This is a genomic window from Streptomyces sp. PH9007, assembly GCF_059813725.1.
On record NZ_CM187440.1, the window covers coordinates 599,797 to 624,816 of the forward strand.

A 25,020-nucleotide genomic window follows, 5' to 3' on the forward strand; every position below is an offset into this window, starting at 1 on the left:
CCGGTCGGCGGGCAGCGACACAGGTGCCCGTCCGGCGTCTACTCCCGTGCCACGGGGGGCGGTTGGGGCCAGGGGTAACTCTAGACAGAAATGAAAATCGTTTGTAATACTCGCACGGTCATCGGAGTGCGACCACTCCGCTACCAAGGGAGACCTCGTGGATCACCCGGCGCCAGGACCGGCGTTCGCCGATCAGCTTCCCCCGCCCCTGCCGGCCGACCGGATCATCGCTCTCAACCAGCCCAGGGCCGACCTCCACACCACCCGCCGGCACACCTGGAACGGCTGGACGTTCGACCTGCCGCCCGGCGTCTTCCAGCCGGGGGAAACCAGCCGCATGATCCACGAGCGGATCCTGGACGGCCGCATCGAGGTGGCCGGCCGCCGCTACGCCGCCATGGGCGTGGGCCTCGGAATCGAGGCGGTCGCGGCCGGGCAGCGCGGCGCCCGCGAGATCTACGCGCTCGACATCCACCCCGAGTCGGTCGCCACCACACGGCGGCACTACGAGCGGCTCATTGGCGACCGTCCGGGGACCGCCTTCCACCCGCTCGTCTCCGACTTGTTCGACGCGCTGCCCCCCGGGACGCGGCTGGACGTCATCACCTTCAACCCGCCCGCCGTCAGCAGGCGGGTGAGCGAGGACCCCGACGTGGTGCGCAATGTGTGCGTCGGCGCCCCGCTGCTGGCCGCCTTCTTCGGCCGGCTCGCCGAGGGCGACCTGCTCGCGGCCGGGGGCGAGGTCCACCTCATCGCCTCCAACACCGCCGACCTGCGCGCCATCATCGGTCAGGCCCAGTCCCTCGGCTTCCACCCGGAGGTGACCCTGCGCCACGACTGGCAGGACGGCGTGCTGACCTATCTCTTCCGGCTCACCCTCCCGGCGGCCCGCCACCAGGAGCCCACCGCATGACCCGGCCCACCGCGCCGCCCGCCACCGTCGAGGAGCTGCGCCGCGCCGTACTGGCGGACCCGACCGGCGCCGGCCCGGGCTCCCCCACCGCGACCGCCGTCTTCTGGCTGCACCACGGCACCCGGTTGTCCGGCGGGAACACCACCTACCTCAATCAGTATCTGCTCGTGCGCAGCGGCGGGTCGTTCGGCGCCTGCGCCGTCGAGGACGGCGAGACCGACCCGGCGCTGTGCCGTCAGTACACCGGCGCCCCGCTCAGCGCCCTGCTCGGCGAGGAGGTCCCGCGCCCGTTGCGGCTGGCGGCGCTCGACGCCCTCCTCGCCGAGGCGTCGCCGCACCGGGAGGACCCGGCCGCCGAGCCGGTCGCCCTCCCCCGGGGGACGCCGGAGGAACGCGCCCGCGCCCGGGACTCGGCCATCGCCGGACTGCTGGACATCCCCGAGGGCGCCAAGGTCGCCCTGATCGGCGTCGTCAACCCGCTGGTCGCCGCCATCCGCGACCGGGGCGGGGTCTGCCTGCCCTGTGACTTCAACCTCCGCACCACCCAGTGGCAGGAGCCCGTCACCGACTCCATGGACGAGGTCCTGGGCTGTGCCGACGCGGTGGTCGCCACCGGGATGACCCTGGGCAACGGCTCCTTCGACACCATCCTCGGCCGTTGCCGGGAGCGCGGCGTCCCGCTGGTGGTCTACGCGCAGAGCGGCAGCGCCGTCGCCCGCGCCTTCCTCGGCAACGGGGTGACCGCGCTGTCCGCGGAGCCCTTCCCCTTCTCCCAGTTCAGCGCCGAGCCGACGGTGCTGTACCGGTACCGGGCCACCGCGTGATCCCGTCCGCCGGCACCGGGGAGGCCCCCTGTCACCACGGCGAGATCCTGCAGGGCGCCTTCCGCGACCGGGCCGGCCGGACCTCGCTGGGCCTGGTCACCCTCTCCCTGCCGGCTACCGCCTCGCTGGGCAGCCGCGCGGAGTTCATTCCGTGCCCGGAGGACCCCGCCGGCCGGCTCACCGTGCATCCCCCGGACCGGGTCAAGGCGCTGCGCGCGGCGGCCTCGGCCATCGCGGAGTGCGCCGCCCGGACCGGACGGGCGCCGTGCGGCGGACGGCTGCTGCTGCGCGGCGCCGTCCCGGTGGGCCTGGGGATGGGCTCGTCCACCAGCGACATCATCGCCACCATCCGGGCGGTGGCCGCCGGTTACCGCGTCGCGCTGACCGCGCACGAGGTGGCCCGGCTGGCGGTGGGCGCCGAGCACGCCTGCGACCCGCTCATGCTCGACGACGGGCAGGCCCCCGTCCTGTTCGCCCAGCGCGAGGGACGCGTCCTCGAAGTGCTCGGCACGGCGCTGCCGCCGGCCGTGGTCGTCGGCTGCGCCACCGGCGGCGGCGCACCGGTCGACACCCTGGCCCTGCCCACCGACGCCTACCGCGACGAGGACGTGACCACGTACGAGAGGCTGCGCGGCCTGCTGCGGCGCGCCGTCACCACCGCCGACACCGCGCTGCTCGGCCGGGTCTGCACCGCGAGCGCCCGTCTCCACCAGCGACTGCTCACGAAGGAGGAACTCCCGCTGCTGGAGGCCATCGCGGCCGAGACCGGCGCGGCGGGCGTCCAGATCGCGCACAGCGGCAATGTCGCCGGAGTGCTCTTCGACCCCGCCCTCCCCTGCCTGCGACCACGGATACGCCGCTGCCTCCACCGGCTGGAGCGCACGGGCATCCCCACCACCCGGATCTTCACGACGTCCGCGAGCACGCCGGACACAGAGAACGAGAAGGTGAGCACGCATGCACGACCACGTCGCCGACGCGATCGGCGCCCCCGACCTGATACGCCTCGAACCCGGACTGATCTGCCTGCGCTTTGAGACCATGAAGGTCGTCTCCGCCCTCGCCGCCGTGCGGCACCTGCTGGAGCGCGGCACCGTACGGCCCGGCGACACCCTGCTGGACAGCTCCAGCGGCATCTACGCCTACGCGCTCGCCCTCGCCTGCCACCGGCACGGCCTGCGCTGTCACATCGTGGGCTCCACCACCATCGACGCGGCGCTGCGCACCCAACTCGCCGTGCTCGGCGCCCGGCTGGAGCAGATGCCGCCCAGCGACGACCTCAAACTCGACCAGAGGCGGCGGGTGCGGCGCGTCCACGAGATCCTCGCCGAACACCCGAGCTACCACTGGATGCGCCAGTACCACGACGACATCCACTACCTCGGCTACCGGGCCGTCGCCGCGTCCGTCGCCGGGGAGACAGCGGGACAGGCGCTCACCCTGGTCGGCGGCGTCGGGTCCGGCGCGTCCACCGGGGCGCTGGCCAGGTACCTCAGGGAACGCGGCACCGACCTCTCCCTGGTCGGCGTGCAGCCGTTCGGCAGTGTCACCTTCGGCAGCGAGCGGGTGACCGACCCGGAGATCATCATCGCCGGGATCGGCTCCTCCATCCCGATGGGCAATGTCTCCCACACCGGTTACGACACCGTGCACTGGACCGCCTTCGACGCCGCGCTGGCCGGAAGCGTCGATCTGCTGCGCCGGCACGCGGTCTTCGCCGGCCTGTCCACCGGCGCCGCGTATCTCGCCGCCCGCTGGGAGCACCGCCGCGACCCGGAACGCACGGTGGTCTTCATCGCCGCGGACACCGGCCACCGGTATGTCGACACGGTCTTCGGCCGGCACCGCGAGGCCGTCCCGCTGGAGCGTCTCTCCCCCCGTACGGTCACCTCCCCGGCCGAACTCGCCCTCCCCTGGTGCCGGATGGAGTGGTCCGGCGCGCAGGGGCCCGCGGCGCAGCGGCGGACCGCGGTCCAGGTCACCGGCGCACCGCGCGGCTGACGGGGCCCGTGCGGGCGGGCGGCGCGGGCGGTCACCAGCGCGGTACGGCGGGGGGATGCCAACCGGGGTCGGCGACCCGCATCGCGGCGGCGTCGTCCCGGTCCCGGTAGTGGCCGTACGCGCTCTCGTCCAGCCAGCGCCGGTGCAGTGCGGCCAGCCGCTCGCGGTCGAGTTCGACGCCCAGGCCCGGGGTGTCGGAGACGGTGACGCGGCCGTTCCGGAAGCGCGTCCGGGCGGTGATCACGTCCTCGCGCTGCCAGGGGTAGTGGCTGTCGCAGGCGTAGTCGAGGTGGGGGACGGTGGCGGCGACCTGGGTCATCGCGGCGAGGCTGATGCCCAGGTGGGTGTTGGAGTGCATGGACAGGCCGATGCCGAAGGCGCGGCAGACGGCGGCCAGTTCCCTGGTGCGGTGGAGTCCGCCCCAGTAGTGGTGGTCGGAGAGCACGATCTGGACGGCGTCCCGGGTGAACGCCTCCCGGATCTCCGGGACGGTGGTGACGCACATGTTGGTGGCGAGCGGGATGTCGGTGCGGGCGGAGACGCGGGCCATCGCGTCGGTGCCGGTGACCGGGTCCTCCAGGTACTGCAGGACGCCGCGCAGCCGGCCGGCGACGTACAGGGAGGTCTCCACGGACCAGGCGCCGTTGGGGTCCAGGCGCAGCGGCATGCCGGGGAACGCCTCGGCGAGGGCGAGCACGGCGGCGATCTCCCGGTCCGGTTCGAAGACCCCGCCCTTGAGCTTGAAGGAGGTGAAGCCGTACTCGCGGGCGAAGCGGCGGGCCTGGGTGACGATGCCGGCGGGGTCGAGCGCGGCGCCCCAGTCGTCGGGTTCGCCGGGGACGCCGTCGGGGTGGCGGGCCCAGCGGTGGAAGAGGTAGGCGCTGTAGTCGACGCTGTCGCGGACCTTGCCGCCCAGCAGGGCGTGCACGGGGAGCCCGAGGGTGCGTCCGAGGGCGTCCAGGCAGGCCACTTCGAAGGCGGAGACGACGGAGAGCCGCAGTTTGTCGGCGGTGAGCACGCCGCGCTGGCCGCCGACGTCCAGGGTGGCGGCGCCGGTGGCGGGCGGCGCGTCGCCGCAGACGCGGTCGGCGAGGGCGAAGAGGGCGTTGAGGTCGCTGACGCGGTGTCCGGGCAGGGCGTCGGCGAGGGGGCGGGCGTGCCGGAGGTAGGTGGTGTCCCCGTAGGTCTCTCCGAGGCCAGTGACCCCGTCGGCGGTCTCCACCTCGACGACCAGGCGGGGGGTGTACGGCTGGTGGACGCCCTGGGTGTTGAGCAGCGGGGGGTCGGACACGAGGATCGGGGTCAGCCGTACGGCGGTGATGGTGAGCCGGCTCATCAGACGGTTGTCTCCATATGTGGACGCTGTTCACCCATGAAGGCGGAGAGTAGGGAGGGCGGCGGCCCGGGTCAAGGGTCGGCGCGCGGCGCGCCCGGGGCGGCCCGGCTGCCGCAACGTCCCTGAGCGGGGCGGGACATCGTGCCCGTGCGGGGCCTGGTGGCAATTCCAACCACCTGGTAGAAATCTCTCCGTGGAGAGCATCACCAAGAACCGCCAGCGGCCCGCCGTCCTGCGGGCCATGATCGAGCGCGCCTACGGTGCCGAGCGGGTCCCGCTCGGCGAGGGATGGGCCCGGGAGCTGGGGCACGGCTGGTTCAACGTCGCCTACCGGATCCGCCTGCGGGACGGCGCCGAGGTCGTCCTGAAGATCGCCCCACCGCCCGGGGTGGAGGTACTGACCTACGAGCGCGGCGCGATGGGCATCGAACTCGCCGCGCTGGAACTCATCCGCAAGCACACCGATGTCCCGGTCCCCGCCGTGGACTTCGCCGACCGCGGCCACGAACTGTGCGACGCGGACTACTTCTTCATGCCGTTCATCGACGCCGACAACCTCGGCATCATCGAGGACGGCCTCCCCGCCGCCGAACGCGACGCCTATCACGAGCAGTTGGGCGCCGCCAACCGCGAGCTGAACTCCGTACGGGGCACCGCCTTCGGCCCGCTGGCCGGCCCCGGCGACTCCAGCTGGCGACGGGTGTTCACCGACATGTTCGAGGACGTCCTCGCCGACGGGGAACGGCGGGCGGTGGACCTCGGACGGCCGTACGCGACCGTACGCGCGGTGCTCACCGAGTACGCCGCGACCCTGGACGCGGTGACCGAGCCGCGCCTGGTCGAGTGGGACCTGTGGGGCAGCAACGTCATGGTGCGCGAGGGCCGGATCGTGTGCGTCATCGACCACGAACGGGCCTTCTGGGGCGACCCGCTGATCGAGGCCGGCTTCACCGGTACCCAACTGGCCGCCTTCGGCGACTCCACGGCCTTCCTGCGCGGCTACGGACACGGCCCGCTCACCGAGAACGAGACCTGGCGGCGCCGGCTGTACTGCCTGTACCTGGTGCTCGTCATGATCATCGAGACCGACTACCGAGGCCACACCGACACCCGCCAGTACGACTGGGCGCGCGAGCGACTGACCGAGGTCATGGCCCTGTTCGGCCGCCCCAGGCGGTGAGGGCCCAGACCGACGCGGCGGCCCGGCTGGCCGAGCGGCCGGTGGGCCGGCTGCTGTGGCACACCTGCTCCCAGACCACCGCCTCGGTCGGCGTCTACGGCGTCTACGCCCTGACCAACGCCTGGTTCGTCGGCCGCGGGGTGGGCGACCAGGCGATGGCCGCCGTCAACCTGGTCGCGCCGCTGCTGCTCCTGCTCGGCGCCGTGTCCACCACCGTCGGCGCCGGCGGCGCCTCTCTCATCTCCCGCGCGCTGGGAGCGGGCGACCCCCGGGCCGCCGCCCGGGCGGCCGGCAACGCCTTCACCCTCTTCTGGACCGTGGCACTGGCCACCACCGTGCTCGGGCTGGTCTTCCTTGACCCGCTGCTGACCCTGCTCGGGGCGCAGGGGCCGCTGCGCGAGGACGCCCGCGCCTACGCGGTGATCCTGCTGTGCGGGGCGGTGGTCTCCACCGGCTTCTCCGGACTGGTGCGCGCCGAGGGCCGGATCGGCTTCTCGACGCTGCTGTGGGTGGTGCCGGTGGCCGTCCAGATCACCCTCGACCCGCTGCTGATCTTCGGCCTGGGCATGGGGGCACGGGGCGCGGCGCTGGGCACCGTCGGCGGCCAGGCGGTGTCCGCCGCGATGAGCCTGTGGTTCTTCTTCGGCCGCCGCAACCGCCCCTACCGGGTGGGGGCTTCGGCGCTGCGCCCGCACGCCGGAACCCTGCGCGGGCTGCTGGGTCTTGGACTGCCGTCCTTCCTCGCGGGTGCCGGGGTGACGCTGCTGGCCGTACTGGTCAACACCACCCTGGCCGCGGCGGGGGCGGTCACCGCGCTGGCCGCGTACGCCGTGTGCGCCCGCCTCCAGACGTTCGCGATGATGCCGCACACCGGCATCAGCCAGGGTCTGCAGCCCATCGTCGGCTACAACGCGGGGCGCGGACTGGCAGAACGGGTGGCCCGGGCCCGTACCCTGGCGCTGCGCGGCTCGCTGCTGTACGGCGTGGTCACCGCGACGGTGCTGGTGGTCGCGGCGGAACCGCTGGTGGGGCTGTTCCTGAACGATCCGGCGACCGCGGCGGTCGCGCGCGACGGGCTGCGCGTCATCGGCATCGGCCAGGCCGTGGCCGGGGTCGCCCCGCTGGCCGCCGGGTACTTCCAGGCGCTGGGCCGGCCACGACCCGCCTATCTGCTGTCCGTCGGCGCCCTGGTGCTCGTCAAAGTGCCGCTGGTGGTGGTCCTCGGGGGCACCGGAACCCTGGGGGTGTGGATCGCGCTGGCGGCCGGTGAGGTGATCACCGCGGCGGCGGCGCTGACGGTGCTGCTCCGCTCGCGTCCGGCGGCCCGGGCGGGCCGTCGGGTGCCCGCAGCAGCCGCTCGATGAAGAACCGCAGGGTGCCGGCCATGTCGACCTCGCCGGGGCTGGTCAGCCACTGCACCTGGAGGCCGTCCATCAGGGCCACCAGAGCGACCGCCGCGGTGGCGGGGTCGACGCCTTCCCGCAACTGTCCGGCGGCGCCCAGTTCCTCCAGCGCGCTCCTGGCGAACGCGCGCACCTGGGCGTAGTGCCGGGTGAAGTAGTCGTGCGCCGGGTGATCGGGGGCGAACGCCTCGGCCGCCAGGCGGACATAGAGCTCGACGATCGGCGGGTGGCGTCCGTTGTGCCGGGCCAGGTTCAGCAGATGGCGCACCATGTCCATCGGGGAGGGCACGGGCGTGCCGGCCCGCCGGGCGTCCTGTGCGTCGCGCCGCTCCAGTACCGCCGCCAGCAGGGCTTCGCGGCTGGGGAAGTGGTACAGCAGCCCGGCGTGGCTGATGCCGGCCCGTTTGGCGATCTCCCGCAGCGAGGCGCCGTGGTAGCCGGTCTCGGTGTACGCCTCCACGGCGGCCGCCACGATCTGCTCGCGGCGGGCCCGGCCCCTGGCATAGCCCCCTGGGGAGGCCGCCGTTCGCGGCACCGTTCCTGACACAGCCGTCCTCCGGGGTCGGCGGGCATCCCGTCGGGCCTACGTTCTCACACGGCGGGAGTGTACGGCCGTACGCTCAGGAGCGTACGATCGTACGCATGGCCACGGACCACTTCGCCCAGGACCCCCGCAGCAACCTCGAACGCATGGAGGCGGGTGACCTCTACATCGCCGACGACCCGGAGATCGCCCGCCGGCACCAGCGGGCCGTACGGCTGGCCGCCCGCTACCAGGCCGCCTACGTCGAGGACGTGTCCGCCGCCCGGCCGATCCTGGAGGAACTGCTGGGTTCCCTGGGCGAGGAGGCCCACCTGACACCGCCGCTGTACGTCGACTACGGCAGCAACATCACCATCGGCCCGCGCACCTTCGCCAACTTCAACCTCACCGCCCTGGACGTCGCGGCGATCACCATCGGGGCGGACTGCCAGATCGGGCCGAACGTCCAACTGCTCACCCCCACCCACCCGCTGGAGCCACAGCCCCGGCGCGACAAGCTGGAGGCCGCCCGCCCGATCACCATCGGCGACAACGTGTGGCTGGGCGGCGGCGCGATCGTCCTGCCCGGGGTCACCATCGGGGACAACTCGGTCATCGGCGCCGGCGCGGTCGTCACGAAGGACGTGCCGGCGAACGTCGTCGCGGTCGGCAACCCGGCCCGCCCGGTCCGGAACCTCTGAGCCGGCCGACCACCACCATGGCCACCGGAAACCCGGACCCACTGCGGCGCGAGCGGATCATCGCGGCGACGCTCGACCTCATCGCCGAGGACGGCGTCGCGGGCGTCTCGCACCGCAGGATCGCCGCCCGCGCCGGGGTCCCGCTGGGGTCGATGACGTACCACTTCACCGGCATCGACCAGCTGCTGCGAGAAGCGTTCGGACGGTTCACCGACCGGATGGTCGCGCTCTTCGACGCCCATCTCGGCGGCTGCGCCGACCGGGACCGGGCGCGGTCGGCGATCGCCGACCTGGTGCACAGCATGTCGGAGGACGGGCCCCGCGATCTCGTCCTCACCCAGGAGCTGTACACCCTCGCCACCCGCCGGCCCGCCTACCGGGAACTCACCCATGAGTGGATGCGGCGCAGCCGGGTCCATCTGGAGAAGCACTTCGACCCGGCGACGGCCCGGCAGCTCGACGCGCTGATCGAGGGGCTGACCCTGCACCGCGCGCTGGCCCGGGAGCCGCACGACCGGGCCCTGACGGTCGAGGCGATCGCCCGCATCACGGCGGCGGCCGGCTAGGGCCTGTCTGACAAATAGCGCCGGTCAGGCCCGCGGCGTCTGGTGCGGTGCATCGCAAGGCGCAGGGGCGCCCTCGTAGTGGGCTACTCGGGCGTCTCTGCAACGCAGCGAGGTGCCGTGCCAGGCGTCGCGGGCCAGGCGGGATTTGTCAGACAGGCCCTAGGTGTGCTGTTCCGGCTCGCCGGCCGCCGCCGGGGCTCTCACCAGGTCACGGGCAGCTCGTACACGCCGTACACGGCACCGTCGTGCTTGAAGGCGAGATCGCCAGGGCCGCCGTCCCCGGCGAGCCGGAGGGTGGGGATCCTGCGGTACAGAGTGCCGCAGACGACCTGGAGTTCCAGGCGGGCCAGCGGCTGGCCCAGGCACTGGTGCACCCCGAAGCCGAAGGCGACGTGCCGGCGGGCGTCGCCGCGGGCCAGGTCCAGGTGGTCGGGGTCGGTGAAGGCGTCCGGGTCGCGGTTGGCGATGTCGTTGGAGCAGATGATGCCCTCACCGGCGCGCAGGGTCACGCCGGCGATCTCGATGTCCTCCAGCACCGCCCGGCGCCGCCCGTTGTGGGTGATGGTGAGATAGCGCAGCAGCTCCTCCACCGCGGAGGTGATCAGCGCCGGATCGTCGCTCTCGCGCAACAGGGCGAGCTGCGCCGGGTGTTCGAGCAGCGCGGCGGTGCCCAGCGCGATCATGTTGGCGGTCGTCTCGTGGCCGGCCACCAGCAGCAGCACGCCCATCTGGGCGGCCTCCTGGCGGGTCAGCTCACCCGATTCCACCCGGGAGACCAGGCCGGACAGCAGGTCGTCGGCCGGGGCCGCCATCTTGCGGCCCATCAGATCGTCCAGGTAGCCGGTCAGTTCCTCAAGGGCGGCCGAGCGCAGCGCCGGGTCCACGTCCCCCCTGAGGAGGACGGCGCTGTGCTGCTGGAAGAAGTCATGGTCCGCGTACGGCACGCCGAGCAGTTCGCAGATCACCAGGGAGGGCACCGGCAGCGCGAAGGCCCGGACCAGATCGGCGGGGCGGGGGCCGGCGAGCAGCTCGTCGATCCGGTCGTCGACGATCCGCTGGACGGCGGGCCGCATCGCCTCGACGCGTTTGATGGTGAAGGGGGCCTGCACCATCCGGCGCAGCCGGGCGTGTTCGGGGTCATCGCGCAGGATGAAGCTGAAGGAGGAGCGGCCGGTCAGTGGTGTCGGGAGCGGATAGCCGGGGGTGAACGGGTTGGCGCTGACCCGCCGGTCGAGCAGCAGCGCGCGCTGGTCCGCGTAGCGGGTGACGAGCCACGGGGTGCTGCCGTCCCACAGCCTGACCCGTTCGAACCGGGCGCGCCGCTGCATGGCGGCCAGGGCCGGGGGCGGGTCGAAGGGGCAGCGGGCCGCCCTGGCCATCGGAAAGTCCTCGGGGCTGGGGTCGTCCTCGATGAGCGGTGGCTGGGTCGCGTGGCCTGCTGAGGTCATATCGCTCTCCTGTGAGCCTGTGAGCCGGTGAGTCGCTGTCCCCGCTCACTCAGCGAAGCACCCGTCCGGATCACTCATCAAGCGTTCGCTTTAATTTCATCCATCCGGGTGACGGGCGCCTGCCACAGCGCGACGATCACGTCGATCAGGCCCGTTGCCATGTCCGGCCAGGAGGCGTGTGCCGTGGGGGCGTTCGCGGCGAGGGCGCGTTCTCGCTCGACGGCCATCTGAACGATCAGATGGCGGGTCATGGCGGCGCGTTCGGCGCGCACACCGGCGGACAGATCGGGCAGAGCGCCGTTCATGCCCGCGTGCAGCCGGGTCAGCGAGGGCGAGACGGCCACGGTCTCCTCCGCCACCAGCGCGTACAGCGCGGGATCCGCGGTGACCTGGGCGATGAAGCGGGCGTACCAGGTGGGGCCGCCGCCCATCGACTCCAGGTGGTCGGTGAGCGTGCGCACGAAGCAGGTGACCCAGTCCCGCAGCCCGGCGGAATCGTCCAGGCCCGCCATCAGCCGGACCCGGATGCGTTCCATCCGCTCCGCGTGCCGGCGCGCGAGGGCGCGGATCAGCTCGTCCTTGGTACCGAAGTGGTAGCTGACGGCGGCGTTGTTGCCCTGCCCGGCGGCCTCGCTGATCTGCCGGTGCGCGACCGCGTGCACCCCGCGCTCGGCGAACAGCCGCTCCGCCGCGGTCAGCAGCGCGTCCCGGGTCGCGCTGACCTGTTCGGCCCGTCTCGTTCCGCCCGCCATCCTCATCACCGCCCGGGACCGCGCGCCCGCCGTGCCGCGAAGGCCGGTCCCCGTACGCCGTCGCGCCGTCCGGGCCCGGTCGGCCGGGCCGGAGGAGGGCAGCTTACGCAAGCGGGCCGGGCGGCGGCACCCGCCGGCCGGGGGACCCGGCGGGCGGGCGGGGGGCGGACGGGGTCAGCCGGTGAGAAGGGTCGCGAAGAAGGCGAGGGAACGGTCGACCTCGGCCAGCGACGGGGTGCGGTTGAGATGGCCGTGCAGCATGCCGGCCGCCAGATAGGTGCGGGTGGGAACACCGGACTCGGTCAGCTGACGGGCGAGCAGATCGCCCGAGGGCCGCAGGTCGTCCAGTTCGGACAGGACGATGCCGGTGGGCGGCAGCCCGGTGAGGCCGGCCGCGCCCGGCATGGCGGCCGGGGGCAGTTCGGTGATCCGGCCCACGTAGTTGCGCACCATGTCCTCGATCGACGCGGTGTCGAACCGCAGGATCGAGGGCAGTCCGCGCATCAGCGCCGCCGTGTCGTCGTCCAGCACGGGGACCGGGAAGTGCGCGAAGGGGTACGCGAGCAGCAGCGCGGCGGGCGGTGACACCGACCCGGCGTCGCGCAGCCGGATCGCGGCCGACAGCGCGAGGGCGGCGCCCGCGCTGGCGCCGCCGAGGGCCGGCGGCCCCGCGTACGGGGGCGCTTCGGGCCCGGTCAGCCACTGCCAGGCGGCGCGGACGTCGTCGACCGGGACCGGGTAGCGGACGCCGTCCACGGCGAGCCGGTAGCCCACCGAGACCACCAGCGCGGCCGCGCGGGCGGCGAGTTCGGCGGAGACCAGGTGGGCCTCGGGCATGTCCAGATCGCCGGCCCGGAACCCGCCGCCGTGCAGCCACAGCAGCGCGGGGCCCGGCCGCCGGCCGCGCGGCCGGTAGACGCGTATCGGGACCGGGCCGTGCGGCCCCGGCACCGTGTGCTCCTCGGTGTCGGCCTCGGGTTCCGGCCAGGGCGCCGGATCGCGGAAGAACGCGTCGAACCGCCGTCCGGCCTCGGGGTCCGCCGGGTCGTCCCAGTGCAGACCGTCGATGAGGTGCAGCTTCGCGGCGAGGAAGGGGTCGAGTGGCACATCGCTCCTTGGGTTCCGCGCGGCGTCCGCCCATGGACGGCCGCGACCGGGCGAAACGATGTCAGCAAGGCGCGGCGGGAGGCTACGGGAGGCCGCGTACGGCGGGGCGGACCGGCGCGCGCACCGGTGGACCGGGAGCGCCGGGGATGCCGCGGATCCCGTGCGGACTCCTCCCGTCACCGGCCTCGCCCCCACCGCCGTACGGGCCCGGCCCCACCGGACCTCAGCCCGGGTCCGCGCCCGCCGTCGCGCGGCGCCCGGCGCGGTGGCGCCGGGCGGCACCGAGCGCGATGTCAATGACCAGGAACGCCAGCAACGAGATGCCCAGCAGCGGGACGAACCAGCCCACCAGGACGGTCACCGCGATCAGCGGAACGCCGATCGCGGGCGGCACCTGACGCCAGGCGCCGCGCGGCAGCGGACGGCCGAACGCGGTGCCCCGGCCGCGCAGCCACCACATCCGGTAGCCCCACACGATCAGGACGATGACCGAGAGCGCGAGCGCGGCCAGCAGGATCTGGTTGGGCAGTCCGAACAACACGCCGGTGTGCAGATCGATGCCCCAGCGCGACAGCTTGGCCAGCACCGGGAAGTCGGCGAACCGCACCACGTCGGTGACGGCGCCGGTGGACGGGTCGACGGCGACCGCGTCCTGCTTCTCCGGCCAGCTGCGCTGGATCTGCCGGACCACATAGGCGGATGCGGCGTCGGCCGGCGGCAGGATCTCCACCGGGTTCGTCAGCCCCTGGGACCGGGCGGCGGCGAGCACGATGTCCAGGTTCACGCCGCCGGGGGTCGCCCCGTCGGTGCCGTGGTCGTGCTGGTGTCCGCCAGCCCCCGGTCCCTGCCCGTGCTGGCCGTGCTCGCCGTTCTGCCCGTGCTCCGCGTGCTCGTCACCGCCGCCGGCCGCCCCGGCGTCGACCACCGGCGTCTCCTGCCCCAGCGAGGTGCGCAGTTCGGTGATGTTCTGTCCGGCGTAGGTGGACCAGGTCAGCCCGGTCGCGGACAGGAAGATCAGGCCGACCGCGCACCACGCGCCGACCGTGCCGTGCAGCCCCAGCACCCGGCGCCGGCCGGCGGTGCCGCGTACCGTGCGCGCGGAGCGGCGGCGGGTGAACCACAGCGCGAGGCCGGCGACCGCGATCACCCCCAGCCAGCTGGCGGCGAGTTCGCCGTACAGCCGGCCGGTCTCCCCCAGGTGGAGATCGCGGTGGAACTTGTCGATCCAGGTACGCAGCGGCAACGCCCCGGTGGAGCCGTACTGTTCGAGCGCGCCGCGCACCTCGCCGGTGTACGGGTCGACGAAAACGGCCAGGGTGTGGTCGGCGGCGATGCCCTCCACCCCGGACAGCAGCACCCGGGTGGTGGCGCCGGACTCCGGGGAGGGGCGCACCGCGTTCAGTTCGCCCTCCGGGTGGGCGGCGCGAGCGGCGGCTATCTGCTCGGTGAGGGGGAGTTCGGCCTCGCCGGCCGGAACGCGCAACTGCTCGGCGTAGACGATCCGCTCCGCCTGGAACGAACCGGCGTACAGCAGCCCGGAGAACGCGGCCACCAGGAGGAAGGGGGCGACGAACACCCCGGCGTAGAAGTGCAGTCGCAGCAGCAGCGGGCGCAGGGCCGGCCAGCCGCGGCGGGGGCCCGCGGGTGGCGGGGGCGCGGCCACGGTCTCGGGTTCGGCGGACATCCAGGACTCCTCGGTACGGGGCGGACGATCAACGAGTCGGGTGCCCGTGGCGCGGAGTTCCGGGTCCCGCGTGTGACGCGTGGCACATCAGGGGCGAACGGGGCCTGCCGTCGGCCCGTCGCGGCACGTGGCCCTCAGCGCGCGTGCGTACGGACGGGATTGACCGCGCGGGCGGGGGCGTCATACTGCTCAGCGGCTGACGTTTACGTAAACATCTCAACGGAGAGGTGGGCGCATGCGGCGGATGGCGGGCGTACTGATCGGAGTGATGGCGTTGCTGGCAGGGGTGTTCACGGGACCGGCCGGAAGCACGGAACGGGCGCGGGACGGCGAGCGGGAGCGCGCACAGCTGGAGTACGCGGGCTATCTGTTCGTCTACTTCACGGGCGAGGACAGCGCCGACGGCGAACAGGTGCGGATGGCGCTCAGTCAGGGCAACGACCCGCTGCACTGGCGGGAGCTGAACGGCGGGCGCCCCGTTCTCACGTCGTCGCTCGGCGAGCGCGGGGTCCGCGATCCGTTCATCATCCGGGCGCCGGAGGGCGACCGTTTCTATCTGATCGCCACCGACCTGCGGATCCACGGCAACGGTGACTGGGACCGCGCGCAGCGGCACGGCAGCCTGGACATCATGGTGTGGGAGTCCACCGACCTGGTGACCTGGTCGGCGCAGCGCGCGGTGCGGGTGGCCCCGGACACGGCGGGCAACACCTGGGCGCCCGAGGCGTACTGGGACGAGCAGCGCGGTGAGTTCGTGGTGTTCTGGGCGTCCAAGCTGTACGCGCAGGACGACCCGGACCACACCGGGAACACCCACCACCGCATGATGTACGCCACGACCCAGGACTTCGTCACCTTCGGCGAGCCGCGGGTGTGGAGCGACCCGGGGCACTCGGTGATCGACTCCACCGTCATCGCGCACGACGGCCACTACTACCGCTTCACGAAGGACGAGCGGGACACCAGCGCCGCCCACCCGTGCGGCAAGTTCATCGTGGCCGAGCGCACCCGCGAACTGCGCTCCACCTCGTGGGAGTTCATCGCCGACTGCATCGGCAGCCGGTCGATCGCCCGGGGCGAGGGGCCTACGGTGTTCAAGTCCAACACCGAGGAGAAGTGGTACCTGTTCATCGACGAGTTCGGTGGCCGCGGCTATGTGCCGTTCGAGACCACCGATCTCGCCTCGGGGCAGTGGGTCCCGTCCACCGGCTACCAGTTGCCCGCCTCGCCGCGGCACGGAACCGTACTGCCGCTCACCCGGGCCGAGTACGACCGGCTCGCGTCCCGCTGACGCTCAGACCGCCTTGCCGGGGTTGAGGATGCCCGCCGGGTCGAGGGCGTCCTTGATCCGGCGCTGCACGGCGAGCGCGGCGGCGCCGTGTTCGGCCGCCAGCCAGGGGCGCTTGAGCAGCCCGACGCCGTGCTCGCCGGAGACGGTGCCGCCCAGGTCCAGGGCCAGCCGGAAGATCTCGGCCACCACGTCCCCGGCTCCCGGCCCGTCGACCACCAGCGGGTGCAGATTGCCGTCCCCGGCGTGCGCGAGGGTGAAGACGGGCACCCCCGTCCTGGCGGAGAGCGCGGCGATGGCGCCCGCCGCCTCCGCCAGCCGGGAGCGCGGGACGGCGATGTCCTCGATGAGCACCGGCCCCAGCCGTTCGACGGCGGGCAGCGCCAGGCGGCGGGCGGCGACCAGCCGTTCGGCCTCGGCGGGGTCCCCGGTGACCTCGGTGTGCGTGGCGGTACGGGCCAGCACCCGTTCGACCTCGGTGATCTCGGCGCCGGCCGCGAAGCCGTCGGTCCTGGCGAGGACGAACGCCTCGCCCCTGGCCCGGTGGCCGGTACCGTGCGCGGCGTCGACAGCGGCGAGCGTGGCCCCGTCGAGGAGTTCGAGGGTGCTGGGGCGCAGTCCGGCGTCGAGGACGGCGGCGCAGGCCGCCGCCGCGTCCCGGACCGAGCTGAAGAACGCGGCGGCGGTCCCGGTGGCGGCCGGGGCCGGCAGCAGCCGTACGGTGGCGGCGACGATGACGGCCAGGGTGCCCTCGGACCCGGTGATCAGTGAGGTCAGGTCATAGCCGCTGACGCCCTTGACGGTCTCGCGGCCGGTGCGCAGGCGGGTGCCGTCCGCGAGCACGATGTCCAGGCCGAGCACGGCGTCGCGGGTCACCCCGTACTTCACGCAGCGCAGGCCGCCCGCGTTGGTGGCGATGTTGCCGCCGATGGTGGAGATCTCGACGCTGGCCGGGTCGGGGGCGTAGCACAGGCCGTGGGCGCGGGCGGCGCGGTCGAGGTCGGCGGTGATCACGCCGGGCTGGACGACGGCGAGGCCGTCACCGGGGCGCAGCTCGAGGATGGCGTCGAGTCCCGACAGGTCCAGGACGACGCTCCCCTCCCCCGCCGTCGCCCCGCCGGCCAGTCCGGTGCCGGCGCCGCGCGGGACCACCGGGACGTGGTGGACGGTGGCCCAGGTCAGCGTGGCGGCGACGTCGTCGGCCGACCCGGCCCGTACCACCGCGCGCGGCAGGCCGCGGGGTACGGCGCCGGAGCGGTCGGTGGAGGCGGCCCGCCGCGCCGCGCCGTCGACCGACAGCGCGCCGGGGGTCAGGGCGCGGGCGAGCGCGTCGAGCGGGACGGTGAGCGGGACGCCGGGCGGGGCGGCGGGTCGGGGCACGCGGGTCCTCTCCTGCGGACGGCCGGACCGGGGCGCTGGTCCGGGGTGGTGGTCCGGGTGGCGGGGGTGCGGGGTCAGGCCGCGGCGGTGGCGTACGGGGAGCCGGGCGGCGGCACGGCGGGGCCGTGGTCGGTGCGGGGGCGGCCGGCCTCGCGGTGGGCCAGTTCCTGGCGGACCAGCGGCAGCAGGTGACGGCCGTAGTCGACGGCGTCGTTGAGGTTGTCGTAGCCGCGGATGGAGATGAGTTCGGCGCCCAGGTCGATGTAGTCGAGGATGGCGGCCGCCACGGTCTCGGGGGTGCCGACGAGGGCGGTGGAGGCGCCGCGCCCATTGGTGGCGGCGGCGACCGGGGTCCACAGGGCGCGGTCGTGGAGTTCGCCGCGGTCGGCGAGGTCGAGCAGCCGCCGGGAGCCGGTGTTCTCGGGGCGGCCGGCGGGCCAGCGCAGGGCCTTGGCCTCGGTGGCCGGGCCGCGCAGCGCGCCGAGCACCCGGTGGGCCTTCTCCCAGGCCAGTTCCTCCGTGGGGGCGATGATCGGACGGAACGTCACCCAGATCCGGGGCCGGTCGGCGCGGCCGGCGAGCGCGGCCTGCTCGTGGACGGCGTCGATCTGCTGCCGGGTCTCGGCCAGCGGCTCCCCCCACAGCCCGAAGATGTCGCCCAGCGCGCCGCCGACCCGGTAGGCGTCGGCGGAGGAACCGCCGACCGAGACCGGGATGCTGCCGGCGGCCGGACGGAAGTCGGCGCGGAAGTCCTCGAAGGAGTAGTAGGCGCCTGCGTGGTCGAACGGCTCCTCGGACGCCCACACCTTGCGCAGGATCTCGATGTACTCGGCGGAGCGCGCGTACCGTTCGCTCTTGCCGAGCCGGTCGCCCTCGCGGGCCTGCTCGTGCGCGCTGCCGCCGGAGATGATGTGGACGGTGGCGCGCCCGCCGCTCAGCTGGTCGAGGGTGGCCAGCGCCTTGGCGGCGACGGTCGGGTAGAGGGTGTTGGGGCGCAGCGCGATCAGCGGGCGCAGCCGCTCGGTGTGCTGGGAGATGGCGGCGCCGACGGTGAACGGGTCGAAGCCGCCCGAACCGTAGGGCAGCAGCGTGTAGTCGAAGCCGTAGTCGTCCAGGGTGCGGGCGTAGCGGGTCACGAAGGCGGGGTCGATGCCCTGGCCGGGGCGCGGGTGGAGTTCGGTGGAGTCGTTGACGTAGCTGGCGCTGATGAACTGCACGGGCATGGGTGGGCTCCCTCGGAGGACGCGGAACGGACGCGGGCAGGCGGGGGGAGGCGCCGGGAAGGCGCGGGCACGGCGTGGCAGGGGCGCGGGGCGGAACGGCACGCCGGGCCGGGGTACGGCGGCGGGGCGCGACGGCCGGTGGGCGACGGGGCCGGCCCCGTCAGCGGCGTCGGATCAGCGGGCCCGGCACGCCGTGGGACAACATCGCGCGCCGGCGGTGAAGGGCGCGGCGGGCACCGGAAGCGGCACGGCGCACGGCAGCGGGTGCCCGGGGTGCCGTTCGCTTCCTGTCATGCCGAGAACGCTAGAACAGACCCGCGCGCGGCGTCCAATGACAGTGTGCGATGGATAACGATCACCGGTGACGATGGGTCAGGCCTACCGCCGGGTCGCGCGGTGCGAGGGAGTCGAAGAACGCCTCGATGGCGGCGAGCGCTGCCGCCTCCAGGTCGAGGTCCAGGCCGCGCCGGGCGGCCAGGTGCACACCGATGGGGCCCAGCGGCGGCAGGTCCGTGCGCTCCACCAGGCCCTGGGGCTGCCGCCCGGCGCAGGGCAGCACGGCGACCCCGAGCCCGGCCCTGGCGGCGGCCATCACCCCTTCGAGGCTGGTGGATTCGGCGGTGACCTCCACCCGGTGTCCCGCCTCGGCCAGTTCGTGCAGGGCGCGCTGCCGCATGCCGCACGGCTCCACGTAGGCAACCAGCGGCCAGCCCGCGCCGCGCGCCGGCGGCTGCCAGCCGGGCGCCGCGTACCAGGCCAGCGGCAGCGAACCGATGCGCCGCCCGGGGGTGTCGGCGTCCAGCCCGAGCATCACGGCCAGGTCGATGGTGCCCTTGGTGATGTCCTCGGTCATGCGGGTGGAGCGGTCGATGTGGAAGCGGACCCCGTGCCGGGGGTAGGCGTCGCGCAGCGCGGCCAGCAGGCCGGGCAGGATCTGTTCGGCGGCGGTCTCGGTGGAGCCGATGACCAGCCGGGACTGCTGTGCGCCGCCGGACAGCCGCTCCAGGGCCTCGTCGTGCACGGACAGGATGCGCCGCGCCTCCACCAGCAGCCGCTCGCCGGCGTCGGTGAACTGGGTGCGCCGGCCCTCCTTGCGGACCAGTTCGCTGCCCAGCCGCCGCTCCAGCAGCCGCACGTGCTGGCTGACGGTCGACTGCCCCAGGTGCAGTGCGGCGGCGGCCCGGCTGAACCCGCCGCAGTCCGCGATCGCGACGAAGCTGCGCAGTTGGACGAGGTCGAGGGAGTCCGCCATCCCACGGAGCTTAGGCGGCCCGGCCCGATCGCAGAAGACGGCGCCCGCGATGTGGATACCCGCTCAGGCCCCGGCGTGGGCGTCGCGCAGCGCCTGGATGTCGAGCTTCTTCATGGTGAACATCGCCCGCATCACCCGGTCGGCCTTGACGGGGTCGGGGTCGGCGATCAGTTCGGGCAGGTCCCGGGGCACGATCTGCCAGGACACCCCGTACCGGTCCTTGACCCAGCCGCAGTCCCGCTCCTCCCCGCCCTCGGACAGCGCGGCCCACAGCCGGTCGACCTCGGCCTGGTCGGCGCAGTCCACGGACAGCGAGATCGCGTCGTTGAACGTGTCGTGCGGGCCGCCGTTGAGCGCCATGAACCGCTGCCCGGCGAGCTCGAACGTCTGGGTGAGCATGGACCCCGGCTCGCCGGGCCCGGCCTCGGTGTACCGCTGCTCCGCCACCACGCGCGCGCCGCCGCCGAAGACGGCGAGGTAGTGCTGTACGGCCTCCTCCGCGTCGCGCTCGAACCACAGACACGCGGTGATCTTCTGCTCCGCCATGACTCACGCCTTCCTTGCCGGTGCGGTGGTGAACCCTCCACAGGTTTGACCACCCCCGGCCCCGGAACTCATCGCGACGCGCGGAATCCGTCGTGGTTCAGAGCAGATAGACCAGCGCCGACCAGGCGGCGATGAGGACGGCGATCACCGGGCCGAGGGGGAAGCCCTGTTCCCCGGCGGAGGCCTCCCGGTCCGGGCGCAGGGCGGGATGGGTGTCCAGGGCCCTGATCTCGTTCCTGGCGGTCTCGGCGCGGGAGGTGCCGTGCAGCCGGTGTTCCAGGGGACGCAGGCCGGTGACGGGCAGGGAGATCTCGCGGCGTCCGCCGACCCGGAAGCGCAGGCCGTCCCCCTCGGAGCGCACCGACGCCAACTGCTCCCAGGGGATGCGGTGCACGCGCCAGGGGCCGGTGACCCACAGGCCGTCGCGGTCGGCGGTGATCCGCCAGTTGAGGGCGCACACCGTCATGTTGACCGAGCTGGGCAGGCCGAACAGCAGCAGCCAGTTCCAGCCGATGCCGTCGTGCAGCACCAGCCACAGGCAGCCACCGTTGAACAGCAGCAGGAACAGTCCGACCGCGCGGGAGACGGCGCCGGCCCGCCAGGCGAGCGGTTCGCCCCCGGGGGTCATGCCGGCGGCGGTCTCGGCCGCCGAGGGGGTGCGGCGCACCCGGCGGCGCGGGGCGGGTCGGCGCGCGGTGGAGCGCGGGCCGGCCGTGGCCGGGGCTGTCTCGGGGCGGGCGCCGGTGATGGAGCGTTCGACGGTGACGCTGTGCTCGCCCGCCATGACCACGGCCACCCCGGCGCCCGCGTGCGGCGTCCCGTACAGCACGGCCTCGCGCAGCACACCGGCCTCGCTGCCGCGCAGGGCGCCCATCACTTCCTCGGCGACGGCCTGCGGGTCGGCGTCCTCGGGGGCCGGCTCGGGCCAGCCGTAGAAGCTGAACAGCGGCTGGGAACCGGTGTGGTCGTCGGCCGCGTGGACGTAGGTGCGGCTGTCGTCCTTGCCCTCGGCGGCGAGTACCCGGAGCACCGGCTGCGGGCCGCTCATCAGGGCGGCGGTACGGCGGCGGGCGGCGGCGCGGTGCAGCAGCGCGACGCTGCCGGGCAGGGCGGCGCCGAGCAGCAGCAGTTGCCAGCCGAAGGGGTCGTACGGTTCGGCGACGGTGCGCGCCCAGTCGCCGTCGATGAGCACGCCGATGGTGGCGCCCTCGGCGTAGTCCTCGGGATAGGCGACGGCCAGGGTGCGGCTGTCGCCGCCGGGCAGGGTGACGGTGATGGTGTCCGCGCCCCGGTCGGTGACCTCGGCCGACACGGCGGTGGCGGCGGCGGCCCGGCTCGCGTCCCGGTCGATGCCGCGCAGTGCCTGCCACAGCGCGCCCGCGGCGAGCGTGAGCAGCAGGACGCCCATGACCAGGGCGATCCGGCCGCCGCCCAGCGGTACGGGGCCCAGCGGCGCGCGGTGCCGTATCCCGGCGGACGCCTCGGCGGCCACCGCGCCCTGCCGCCGCCGTACGTCGCGGCGGTGGTGCAGCCCGGCGTACCCGAACAGGCCGGCGGCGGCCACCGCCAGGCGCGGCAGGTCACCCGCGTCGCCGAGCGCCGCCGGCTCCAGCAGGACCAGGGCGAGCACGGGGCCCAGCGTGACGAGGGCGAGGGCGGGATGCAGGCACAGGGCGTAGAGCGCCAGCAGTCCCGCCCCGAAGAGCCCGAAGCCCCACCACTCGGGCCCGCAGGGCGCCGCGTCGGTGCAGGCCGGTTCCGACACGGAGGCGGTGGCCCACACCGCGGTGACCACCAGCGCCACCACCGCCCACACCGGCGACGCCCACCGCGCGGCCCGGACGGCGAGCCAGCGTTCCGCGTCCCGCGCACGCCAGTCCCGCGTTCCCTCGGGTATGTCCCCCGCCGACAGCGGTATCGGACCGTCATTCCTCACCGCTGCATTATGTGCCCTGTTCCGGGGTCATCAGCTCGGCGCGGGTGAGCTCCAGCGCGTCCACCACGACACAGCGTCCACCACGACACAGGTCACCTCACCCGCGGCATCGCGCCCGATCCACACCGTCCAGGTGTCGTTGGTCATCTTGGCGGCAGGGTCTGACAAGGATGGGGGGCGACGGCGACAGGGCTTCTTTGCCGGTTTATGGGCATATGACCGGGCACTGCCGCTTGACAGTGCTGTCCGGCTGTCTGACAGGATCTTCCACGTGAACCTGTCAGACAGCCCGGCGGGCGCCGCCGTGCCGCGCCGGGTCGGGGCTTCCCTGGCTTCCCCCGTGCGCCCCGGACCCCCCGAAGGCGAGCGCCGGCGGTGAGCGAGAACCCCGAGGTGGGCGTCCGTACGGAGACGGCCGCCGGTCGGGTCGCCGACGCGGGCGACGAGGGGTACAGCAAGGCGCTGGCGCCCCGGCACGTGAACATGATCGCCATCGGTGGCGCGATCGGCACCGGCCTGTTCCTGGGCGCCGGGGGCCGGCTCGCCGATGCCGGGCCCTCGCTGGCCCTCGTCTACGCGGTGTGCGGCATGTTCGCGTTCATGGTGGTGCGGGCGCTGGGCGAACTGGTGCTGTACCGGCCCTCCTCCGGGGCCTTCGTGTCCTACGCGCGGGAGTTCCTGGGCGAGAAGGGCGCCTTCGTCGCGGGCTGGATGTACTTCCTGAACTGGGCCACCACCGGCGTCGTCGACATCACGGCGGTCGCCCTGTACACGCACTACTGGGGCATGTTCACCGATGTCCCGCAGTGGGCGCTGGCGCTGGTCGCGCTGCTGGTGGTGCTGTCCGTCAATCTCATCTCGGTGCGGATCTTCGGCGAGCTGGAGTTCTGGTTCGCGATCGTCAAGGTCGGGGCCCTGGCCGTCTTCATGGTGATCGGCGTCTTCCTGCTGACGACCCGGCACGCGGTGGACGGCCACACCGGCGGGCCCGGGCTCATCACGGACAACGGCGGGGTCCTCCCGGCCGGCCTGCTGCCGATGCTGCTGATCGTCCAGGGCGTGGTCTTCGCCTACGCCTCGGTGGAGATGGTCGGCATCACCGCCGGGGAGACCAAGGACCCGCACAAGGTCATGCCGCGCGCGATCAACTCCATCATGTGGCGGATCGCGCTGTTCTACGTCGGCTCGGTGCTGCTGCTGGCCATGCTGCTGCCCTGGAACGCGTACACGGCCGGGGAGAGCCCCTTCGTCACGGTGCTGGCCAACATCGGCGTCCCGGCGGCGGGCGGCGTGATGAATCTCGTGGTGCTCACCGCCGCCCTGTCCTCCCTGAACTCCGGTCTCTACTCCACCGGCCGCATTCTGCGCTCGATGGCGAAGTCCGGCTCGGCGCCCCGCTTCACCGGGGTGATGAACCGCAACCAGGTGCCCTACGGCGGCATCCTGCTGACGTCGGGCGTGTGCGTGCTCGGGGTGGGGCTGAACGCGGTCGTGCCCGAGGACGCCTTCGAGATCGTGCTGAACTTCGCCGCCATCGGCATCCTGGCCACCTGGGGGCTGATCATGGTCTGTCATCTGCTGTTCTGGCGGAGGACGCGGCGCGGCGAGCTGACCCGGCCCGGCTACCGGCTGCCCGGCGCCCCGTTCACCCAGCTGATCACCCTCGCCTTCCTGGCCTCGGTGCTGGTGCTGATGGCCGCCGACGGCGAGGGGCCCGGGCGGACCACCGTGCTGTGCCTGCCGCTGATCGCCGCGGCGCTGGTGGCCGGCTGGTACGGGGTACGGGGCCGGGTCACCACCGTACGGATCGGCGCGGTGCCGGACACCGCGGGACAGGAAGGTCAGGCATGAGGACAGGGCACACCACCACTCCCCCGGTCCGGCTCCCGGCGCATGTGCCGCTGGTGCTGCTGGAGCGGGCCGGGATCACCGAGGGCGTCCACCACGGCTCGGTGGTGGTGCTCGATCCGGCCGGCGATGTCGTGCACGCCGCCGGGGACATCGACGCGGCGATATATCCGCGCTCCGCGCTCAAGCCGGTGCAGGCGGCGGGCATGGTGCGGGCCGGGCTGCCGCTGGAGGGCGAACTGCTGGCGCTCGCCGCCTCCAGCCACTCCGGTGAGCCGCGGCATCTGGCCGGGGCGCGCCGGATTCTGGAGCTGGGCGGGTTCGGCGAGGACGCGCTGCGCAACGTGCCCGACCTGCCGTACGGGCCGGACGCGCGGGAGCGGTGGCTGCGGGAGGGCCACGGGCCGTCCCGGATCGCCCAGAACTGCTCGGGCAAGCACGCCGCCATGCTGTTGACCGCCCGGGGGCGCGGCTGGTCCACCGCTGACTATCCGGATCCGGAGCATCCCCTCCAGCGCGCGCTGGCGGCGGAGGTGGAGCGGCTCACCGGGGCGCCGGTGGCGGCGGTGACGGCGGACGGCTGCGGCGCGCCGCTGTTCGCCACCTCGCTGCGCGGTCTGGCCCGGGCCGCCGCCGCGCTGGTCACGGGGGCGCCCGGCACGCCCGAGCGGCGGGTGGCGGACGCGATGCGCGCGCATCCGGGGATGGTCGCCGGGGCCGGGCGCGATGTCACCGCGCTGATGGAGGCGGTGCCCGGACTGCTGGCCAAGGACGGGTTCGAAGGCGTGCAGATCGCCGCGCTGCCCGACGGCCACGCGGTGGCGGTGAAGATCGCCGCCGGTACGGACCGGGCCAGGATGCCGGCGACGGCCGCCGCCCTGCTGCGCTGCGGAATCGATTCCGCGGTGCTGGAACCGTTCGCCGAGGCACCGGTGTACGGGGGCACGCGCGTGGTCGGACGGCTGCGGGCGGCGACCGGTGAGGAACAGCTGTCCCGAGTGGCGTCCTCGCATTGGGCATGACATTCACCGGGCCGTCGCCTTCCACGACGTGCCGGCGAGGGGCCGTACCGCTGCCGCACGCGTGAGCGCGCGGCTCGGCCCCGCGCA

21 protein-coding genes and 1 pseudogene are annotated in these 25,020 nt (G+C 73.8%); 11 read left to right on the top strand and 11 right to left on the bottom strand.

Annotated features, from left to right (window positions below):
* Window positions 1-157 precede the first annotated feature (157 nt).
* The 4 genes from ACTFAP_RS02550 to ACTFAP_RS02565 are packed head-to-tail and all read left to right on the top strand — an operon-like array spanning window position 158 to window position 3,738.
* Window positions 158-913: a class I SAM-dependent methyltransferase gene (locus tag ACTFAP_RS02550; RefSeq protein WP_500468102.1), complete on the top strand. Its 756-nt coding sequence runs from the start codon at window positions 158-160 to the stop codon at window positions 911-913.
* On the top strand, window positions 910-1,737 hold the full coding sequence (locus ACTFAP_RS02555; protein ID WP_500468103.1) for a Rossmann-like domain-containing protein: 828 nt from the start codon (window positions 910-912) through the stop codon (window positions 1,735-1,737). Before ACTFAP_RS02550 ends, ACTFAP_RS02555 begins: the two co-directional genes overlap by 4 nt.
* Window positions 1,734-2,774 carry a GHMP family kinase ATP-binding protein gene (locus tag ACTFAP_RS02560; protein ID WP_500468104.1) on the top strand — a complete coding sequence of 347 codons (1,041 nt, stop codon included), beginning with the start codon at window positions 1,734-1,736 and terminating at the stop codon, window positions 2,772-2,774. Before ACTFAP_RS02555 ends, ACTFAP_RS02560 begins: the two co-directional genes overlap by 4 nt.
* Window positions 2,695-3,738 (top strand): pyridoxal-phosphate dependent enzyme, encoded by a 1,044-nt coding sequence (locus ACTFAP_RS02565; protein ID WP_500468105.1) that lies wholly within the window; start codon window positions 2,695-2,697, stop codon window positions 3,736-3,738. The genes ACTFAP_RS02560 and ACTFAP_RS02565 overlap by 80 nt, the downstream gene beginning before the upstream one ends.
* A 31-nt stretch (window positions 3,739-3,769) precedes the next feature.
* On the opposite strand, the gene ACTFAP_RS02570 is transcribed toward ACTFAP_RS02565, so the two are convergent.
* On the bottom strand, window positions 3,770-5,074 hold the full coding sequence (locus ACTFAP_RS02570; RefSeq protein WP_500468106.1) for a glucarate dehydratase family protein: 1,305 nt from the start codon (window positions 5,072-5,074) through the stop codon (window positions 3,770-3,772).
* Window positions 5,075-5,267: 193 nt separating this feature from the next.
* Between ACTFAP_RS02570 and ACTFAP_RS02575 the strand changes: the two genes are divergently transcribed.
* The gene (locus ACTFAP_RS02575; protein ID WP_500468107.1) at window positions 5,268-6,254 is read left to right on the top strand and encodes a phosphotransferase family protein; all 987 of its coding nucleotides are present in this window, start codon (window positions 5,268-5,270) and stop codon (window positions 6,252-6,254) included.
* Window positions 6,251-7,618: an MATE family efflux transporter gene (locus ACTFAP_RS02580; RefSeq protein ID WP_500468108.1), complete on the top strand. Its 1,368-nt coding sequence runs from the start codon at window positions 6,251-6,253 to the stop codon at window positions 7,616-7,618. The genes ACTFAP_RS02575 and ACTFAP_RS02580 overlap by 4 nt, the downstream gene beginning before the upstream one ends.
* Here ACTFAP_RS02580 and ACTFAP_RS02585 read toward each other — a convergent pair.
* Window positions 7,530-8,192 carry a TetR/AcrR family transcriptional regulator gene (locus tag ACTFAP_RS02585; RefSeq protein WP_500468109.1) on the bottom strand — a complete coding sequence of 221 codons (663 nt, stop codon included), beginning with the start codon at window positions 8,190-8,192 and terminating at the stop codon, window positions 7,530-7,532. The two genes, ACTFAP_RS02580 and ACTFAP_RS02585, sit on opposite strands and share 89 nt — an antisense overlap.
* Window positions 8,193-8,299: 107 nt before the next feature.
* Here ACTFAP_RS02585 and ACTFAP_RS02590 point away from each other — a divergent pair, with 107 nt between their 5' ends.
* Both ACTFAP_RS02590 and ACTFAP_RS02595 read left to right on the top strand, forming a co-directional pair.
* Window positions 8,300-8,881, top strand: coding sequence for a DapH/DapD/GlmU-related protein (locus tag ACTFAP_RS02590; protein ID WP_495683310.1), 582 nt, complete (start codon window positions 8,300-8,302; stop codon window positions 8,879-8,881).
* Window positions 8,882-8,898: 17 nt separating this feature from the next.
* A complete protein-coding gene (locus ACTFAP_RS02595; protein WP_500468110.1) occupies window positions 8,899-9,447 on the top strand; it encodes a TetR/AcrR family transcriptional regulator in 549 nt (182 codons plus the stop codon).
* Window positions 9,448-9,647: 200 nt separating this feature from the next.
* Here the strand turns inward: ACTFAP_RS02595 and ACTFAP_RS02600 are convergent, their stop codons facing one another.
* The 4 genes from ACTFAP_RS02600 to ACTFAP_RS02615 form a co-directional block, all read right to left on the bottom strand.
* Window positions 9,648-10,895 carry a cytochrome P450 gene (locus ACTFAP_RS02600; protein ID WP_495683312.1) on the bottom strand — a complete coding sequence of 416 codons (1,248 nt, stop codon included), beginning with the start codon at window positions 10,893-10,895 and terminating at the stop codon, window positions 9,648-9,650.
* 77 nt (window positions 10,896-10,972) lie between these two features.
* On the bottom strand, window positions 10,973-11,647 hold the full coding sequence (locus tag ACTFAP_RS02605; protein WP_495683313.1) for a TetR family transcriptional regulator: 675 nt from the start codon (window positions 11,645-11,647) through the stop codon (window positions 10,973-10,975).
* Between the two features lie 174 nt (window positions 11,648-11,821).
* Window positions 11,822-12,754 (bottom strand): alpha/beta hydrolase, encoded by a 933-nt coding sequence (locus ACTFAP_RS02610; protein WP_500468112.1) that lies wholly within the window; start codon window positions 12,752-12,754, stop codon window positions 11,822-11,824.
* Window positions 12,755-12,977: 223 nt separating this feature from the next.
* Entirely contained in the window at window positions 12,978-14,438 is a 1,461-nt protein-coding gene (locus tag ACTFAP_RS02615) for a PepSY-associated TM helix domain-containing protein (protein ID WP_500468113.1), read from the bottom strand.
* Between the two features lie 235 nt (window positions 14,439-14,673).
* On the opposite strand from ACTFAP_RS02615, the pseudogene ACTFAP_RS02620 reads away from it, so the two are divergent.
* A pseudogene (locus ACTFAP_RS02620) lies at window positions 14,674-15,717 on the top strand (glycoside hydrolase family 43 protein); the annotation flags it as partial.
* Window positions 15,718-15,732: 15 nt separating this feature from the next.
* Here the strand turns inward: ACTFAP_RS02620 and ACTFAP_RS02625 are convergent.
* The 5 genes from ACTFAP_RS02625 to ACTFAP_RS02645 all read right to left on the bottom strand — a co-directional run bounded on the left by ACTFAP_RS02625 (window position 15,733) and on the right by ACTFAP_RS02645 (window position 22,063).
* Window positions 15,733-17,106, bottom strand: a complete 1,374-nt coding sequence (locus tag ACTFAP_RS02625; RefSeq protein WP_500468114.1) for an FAD-binding oxidoreductase — start codon at window positions 17,104-17,106, stop codon at window positions 15,733-15,735.
* A 74-nt stretch (window positions 17,107-17,180) separates the two neighbouring features.
* A complete protein-coding gene (locus ACTFAP_RS02630) occupies window positions 17,181-18,329 on the bottom strand; it encodes an LLM class flavin-dependent oxidoreductase (protein WP_495683317.1) in 1,149 nt (382 codons plus the stop codon).
* A gap of 355 nt (window positions 18,330-18,684) precedes the next feature.
* A complete protein-coding gene (locus tag ACTFAP_RS02635; RefSeq protein ID WP_400012577.1) occupies window positions 18,685-19,581 on the bottom strand; it encodes a LysR family transcriptional regulator in 897 nt (298 codons plus the stop codon).
* 63 nt (window positions 19,582-19,644) lie between these two features.
* Window positions 19,645-20,127, bottom strand: coding sequence for a VOC family protein (locus ACTFAP_RS02640; RefSeq protein WP_390119852.1), 483 nt, complete (start codon window positions 20,125-20,127; stop codon window positions 19,645-19,647).
* A gap of 97 nt (window positions 20,128-20,224) precedes the next feature.
* Window positions 20,225-22,063 carry a hypothetical protein gene (locus ACTFAP_RS02645; protein ID WP_500468115.1) on the bottom strand — a complete coding sequence of 613 codons (1,839 nt, stop codon included), beginning with the start codon at window positions 22,061-22,063 and terminating at the stop codon, window positions 20,225-20,227.
* A gap of 375 nt (window positions 22,064-22,438) precedes the next feature.
* On the opposite strand from ACTFAP_RS02645, the gene ACTFAP_RS02650 reads away from it, so the two are divergent.
* Both ACTFAP_RS02650 and ACTFAP_RS02655 read left to right on the top strand, forming a co-directional pair.
* Complete coding sequence (locus ACTFAP_RS02650; RefSeq protein ID WP_500468116.1) at window positions 22,439-23,914, top strand: amino acid permease; 1,476 nt, start codon at window positions 22,439-22,441, stop codon at window positions 23,912-23,914.
* Complete coding sequence (locus ACTFAP_RS02655) at window positions 23,911-24,933, top strand: asparaginase (RefSeq protein ID WP_500468117.1); 1,023 nt, start codon at window positions 23,911-23,913, stop codon at window positions 24,931-24,933. Before ACTFAP_RS02650 ends, ACTFAP_RS02655 begins: the two co-directional genes overlap by 4 nt.
* Window positions 24,934-25,020 lie beyond the last annotated feature (87 nt).

What these genes read in the sequence shown, in the direction of transcription:
- ACTFAP_RS02655 (WP_500468117.1), top strand. Translation starts at nt 23,911, where the DNA reads ATGAGGACAGGGCACACCACCACTCCCCCGGTCCGGCTCCCGGCGCAT.
- ACTFAP_RS02615 (WP_500468113.1), bottom strand. Translation starts at nt 14,438, where the DNA reads ATGTCCGCCGAACCCGAGACCGTGGCCGCGCCCCCGCCACCCGCGGGC.
- ACTFAP_RS02590 (WP_495683310.1), top strand. Translation starts at nt 8,300, where the DNA reads ATGGCCACGGACCACTTCGCCCAGGACCCCCGCAGCAACCTCGAACGC.
- ACTFAP_RS02640 (WP_390119852.1), bottom strand. Translation starts at nt 20,127, where the DNA reads ATGGCGGAGCAGAAGATCACCGCGTGTCTGTGGTTCGAGCGCGACGCG.
- ACTFAP_RS02600 (WP_495683312.1), bottom strand. Translation starts at nt 10,895, where the DNA reads ATGACCTCAGCAGGCCACGCGACCCAGCCACCGCTCATCGAGGACGAC.
- ACTFAP_RS02595 (WP_500468110.1), top strand. Translation starts at nt 8,899, where the DNA reads ATGGCCACCGGAAACCCGGACCCACTGCGGCGCGAGCGGATCATCGCG.
- ACTFAP_RS02630 (WP_495683317.1), bottom strand. Translation starts at nt 18,329, where the DNA reads ATGCCCGTGCAGTTCATCAGCGCCAGCTACGTCAACGACTCCACCGAA.
- ACTFAP_RS02635 (WP_400012577.1), bottom strand. Translation starts at nt 19,581, where the DNA reads ATGGCGGACTCCCTCGACCTCGTCCAACTGCGCAGCTTCGTCGCGATC.
- ACTFAP_RS02565 (WP_500468105.1), top strand. Translation starts at nt 2,695, where the DNA reads ATGCACGACCACGTCGCCGACGCGATCGGCGCCCCCGACCTGATACGC.
- ACTFAP_RS02570 (WP_500468106.1), bottom strand. Translation starts at nt 5,074, where the DNA reads ATGAGCCGGCTCACCATCACCGCCGTACGGCTGACCCCGATCCTCGTG.
- ACTFAP_RS02555 (WP_500468103.1), top strand. Translation starts at nt 910, where the DNA reads ATGACCCGGCCCACCGCGCCGCCCGCCACCGTCGAGGAGCTGCGCCGC.
- ACTFAP_RS02605 (WP_495683313.1), bottom strand. Translation starts at nt 11,647, where the DNA reads ATGGCGGGCGGAACGAGACGGGCCGAACAGGTCAGCGCGACCCGGGAC.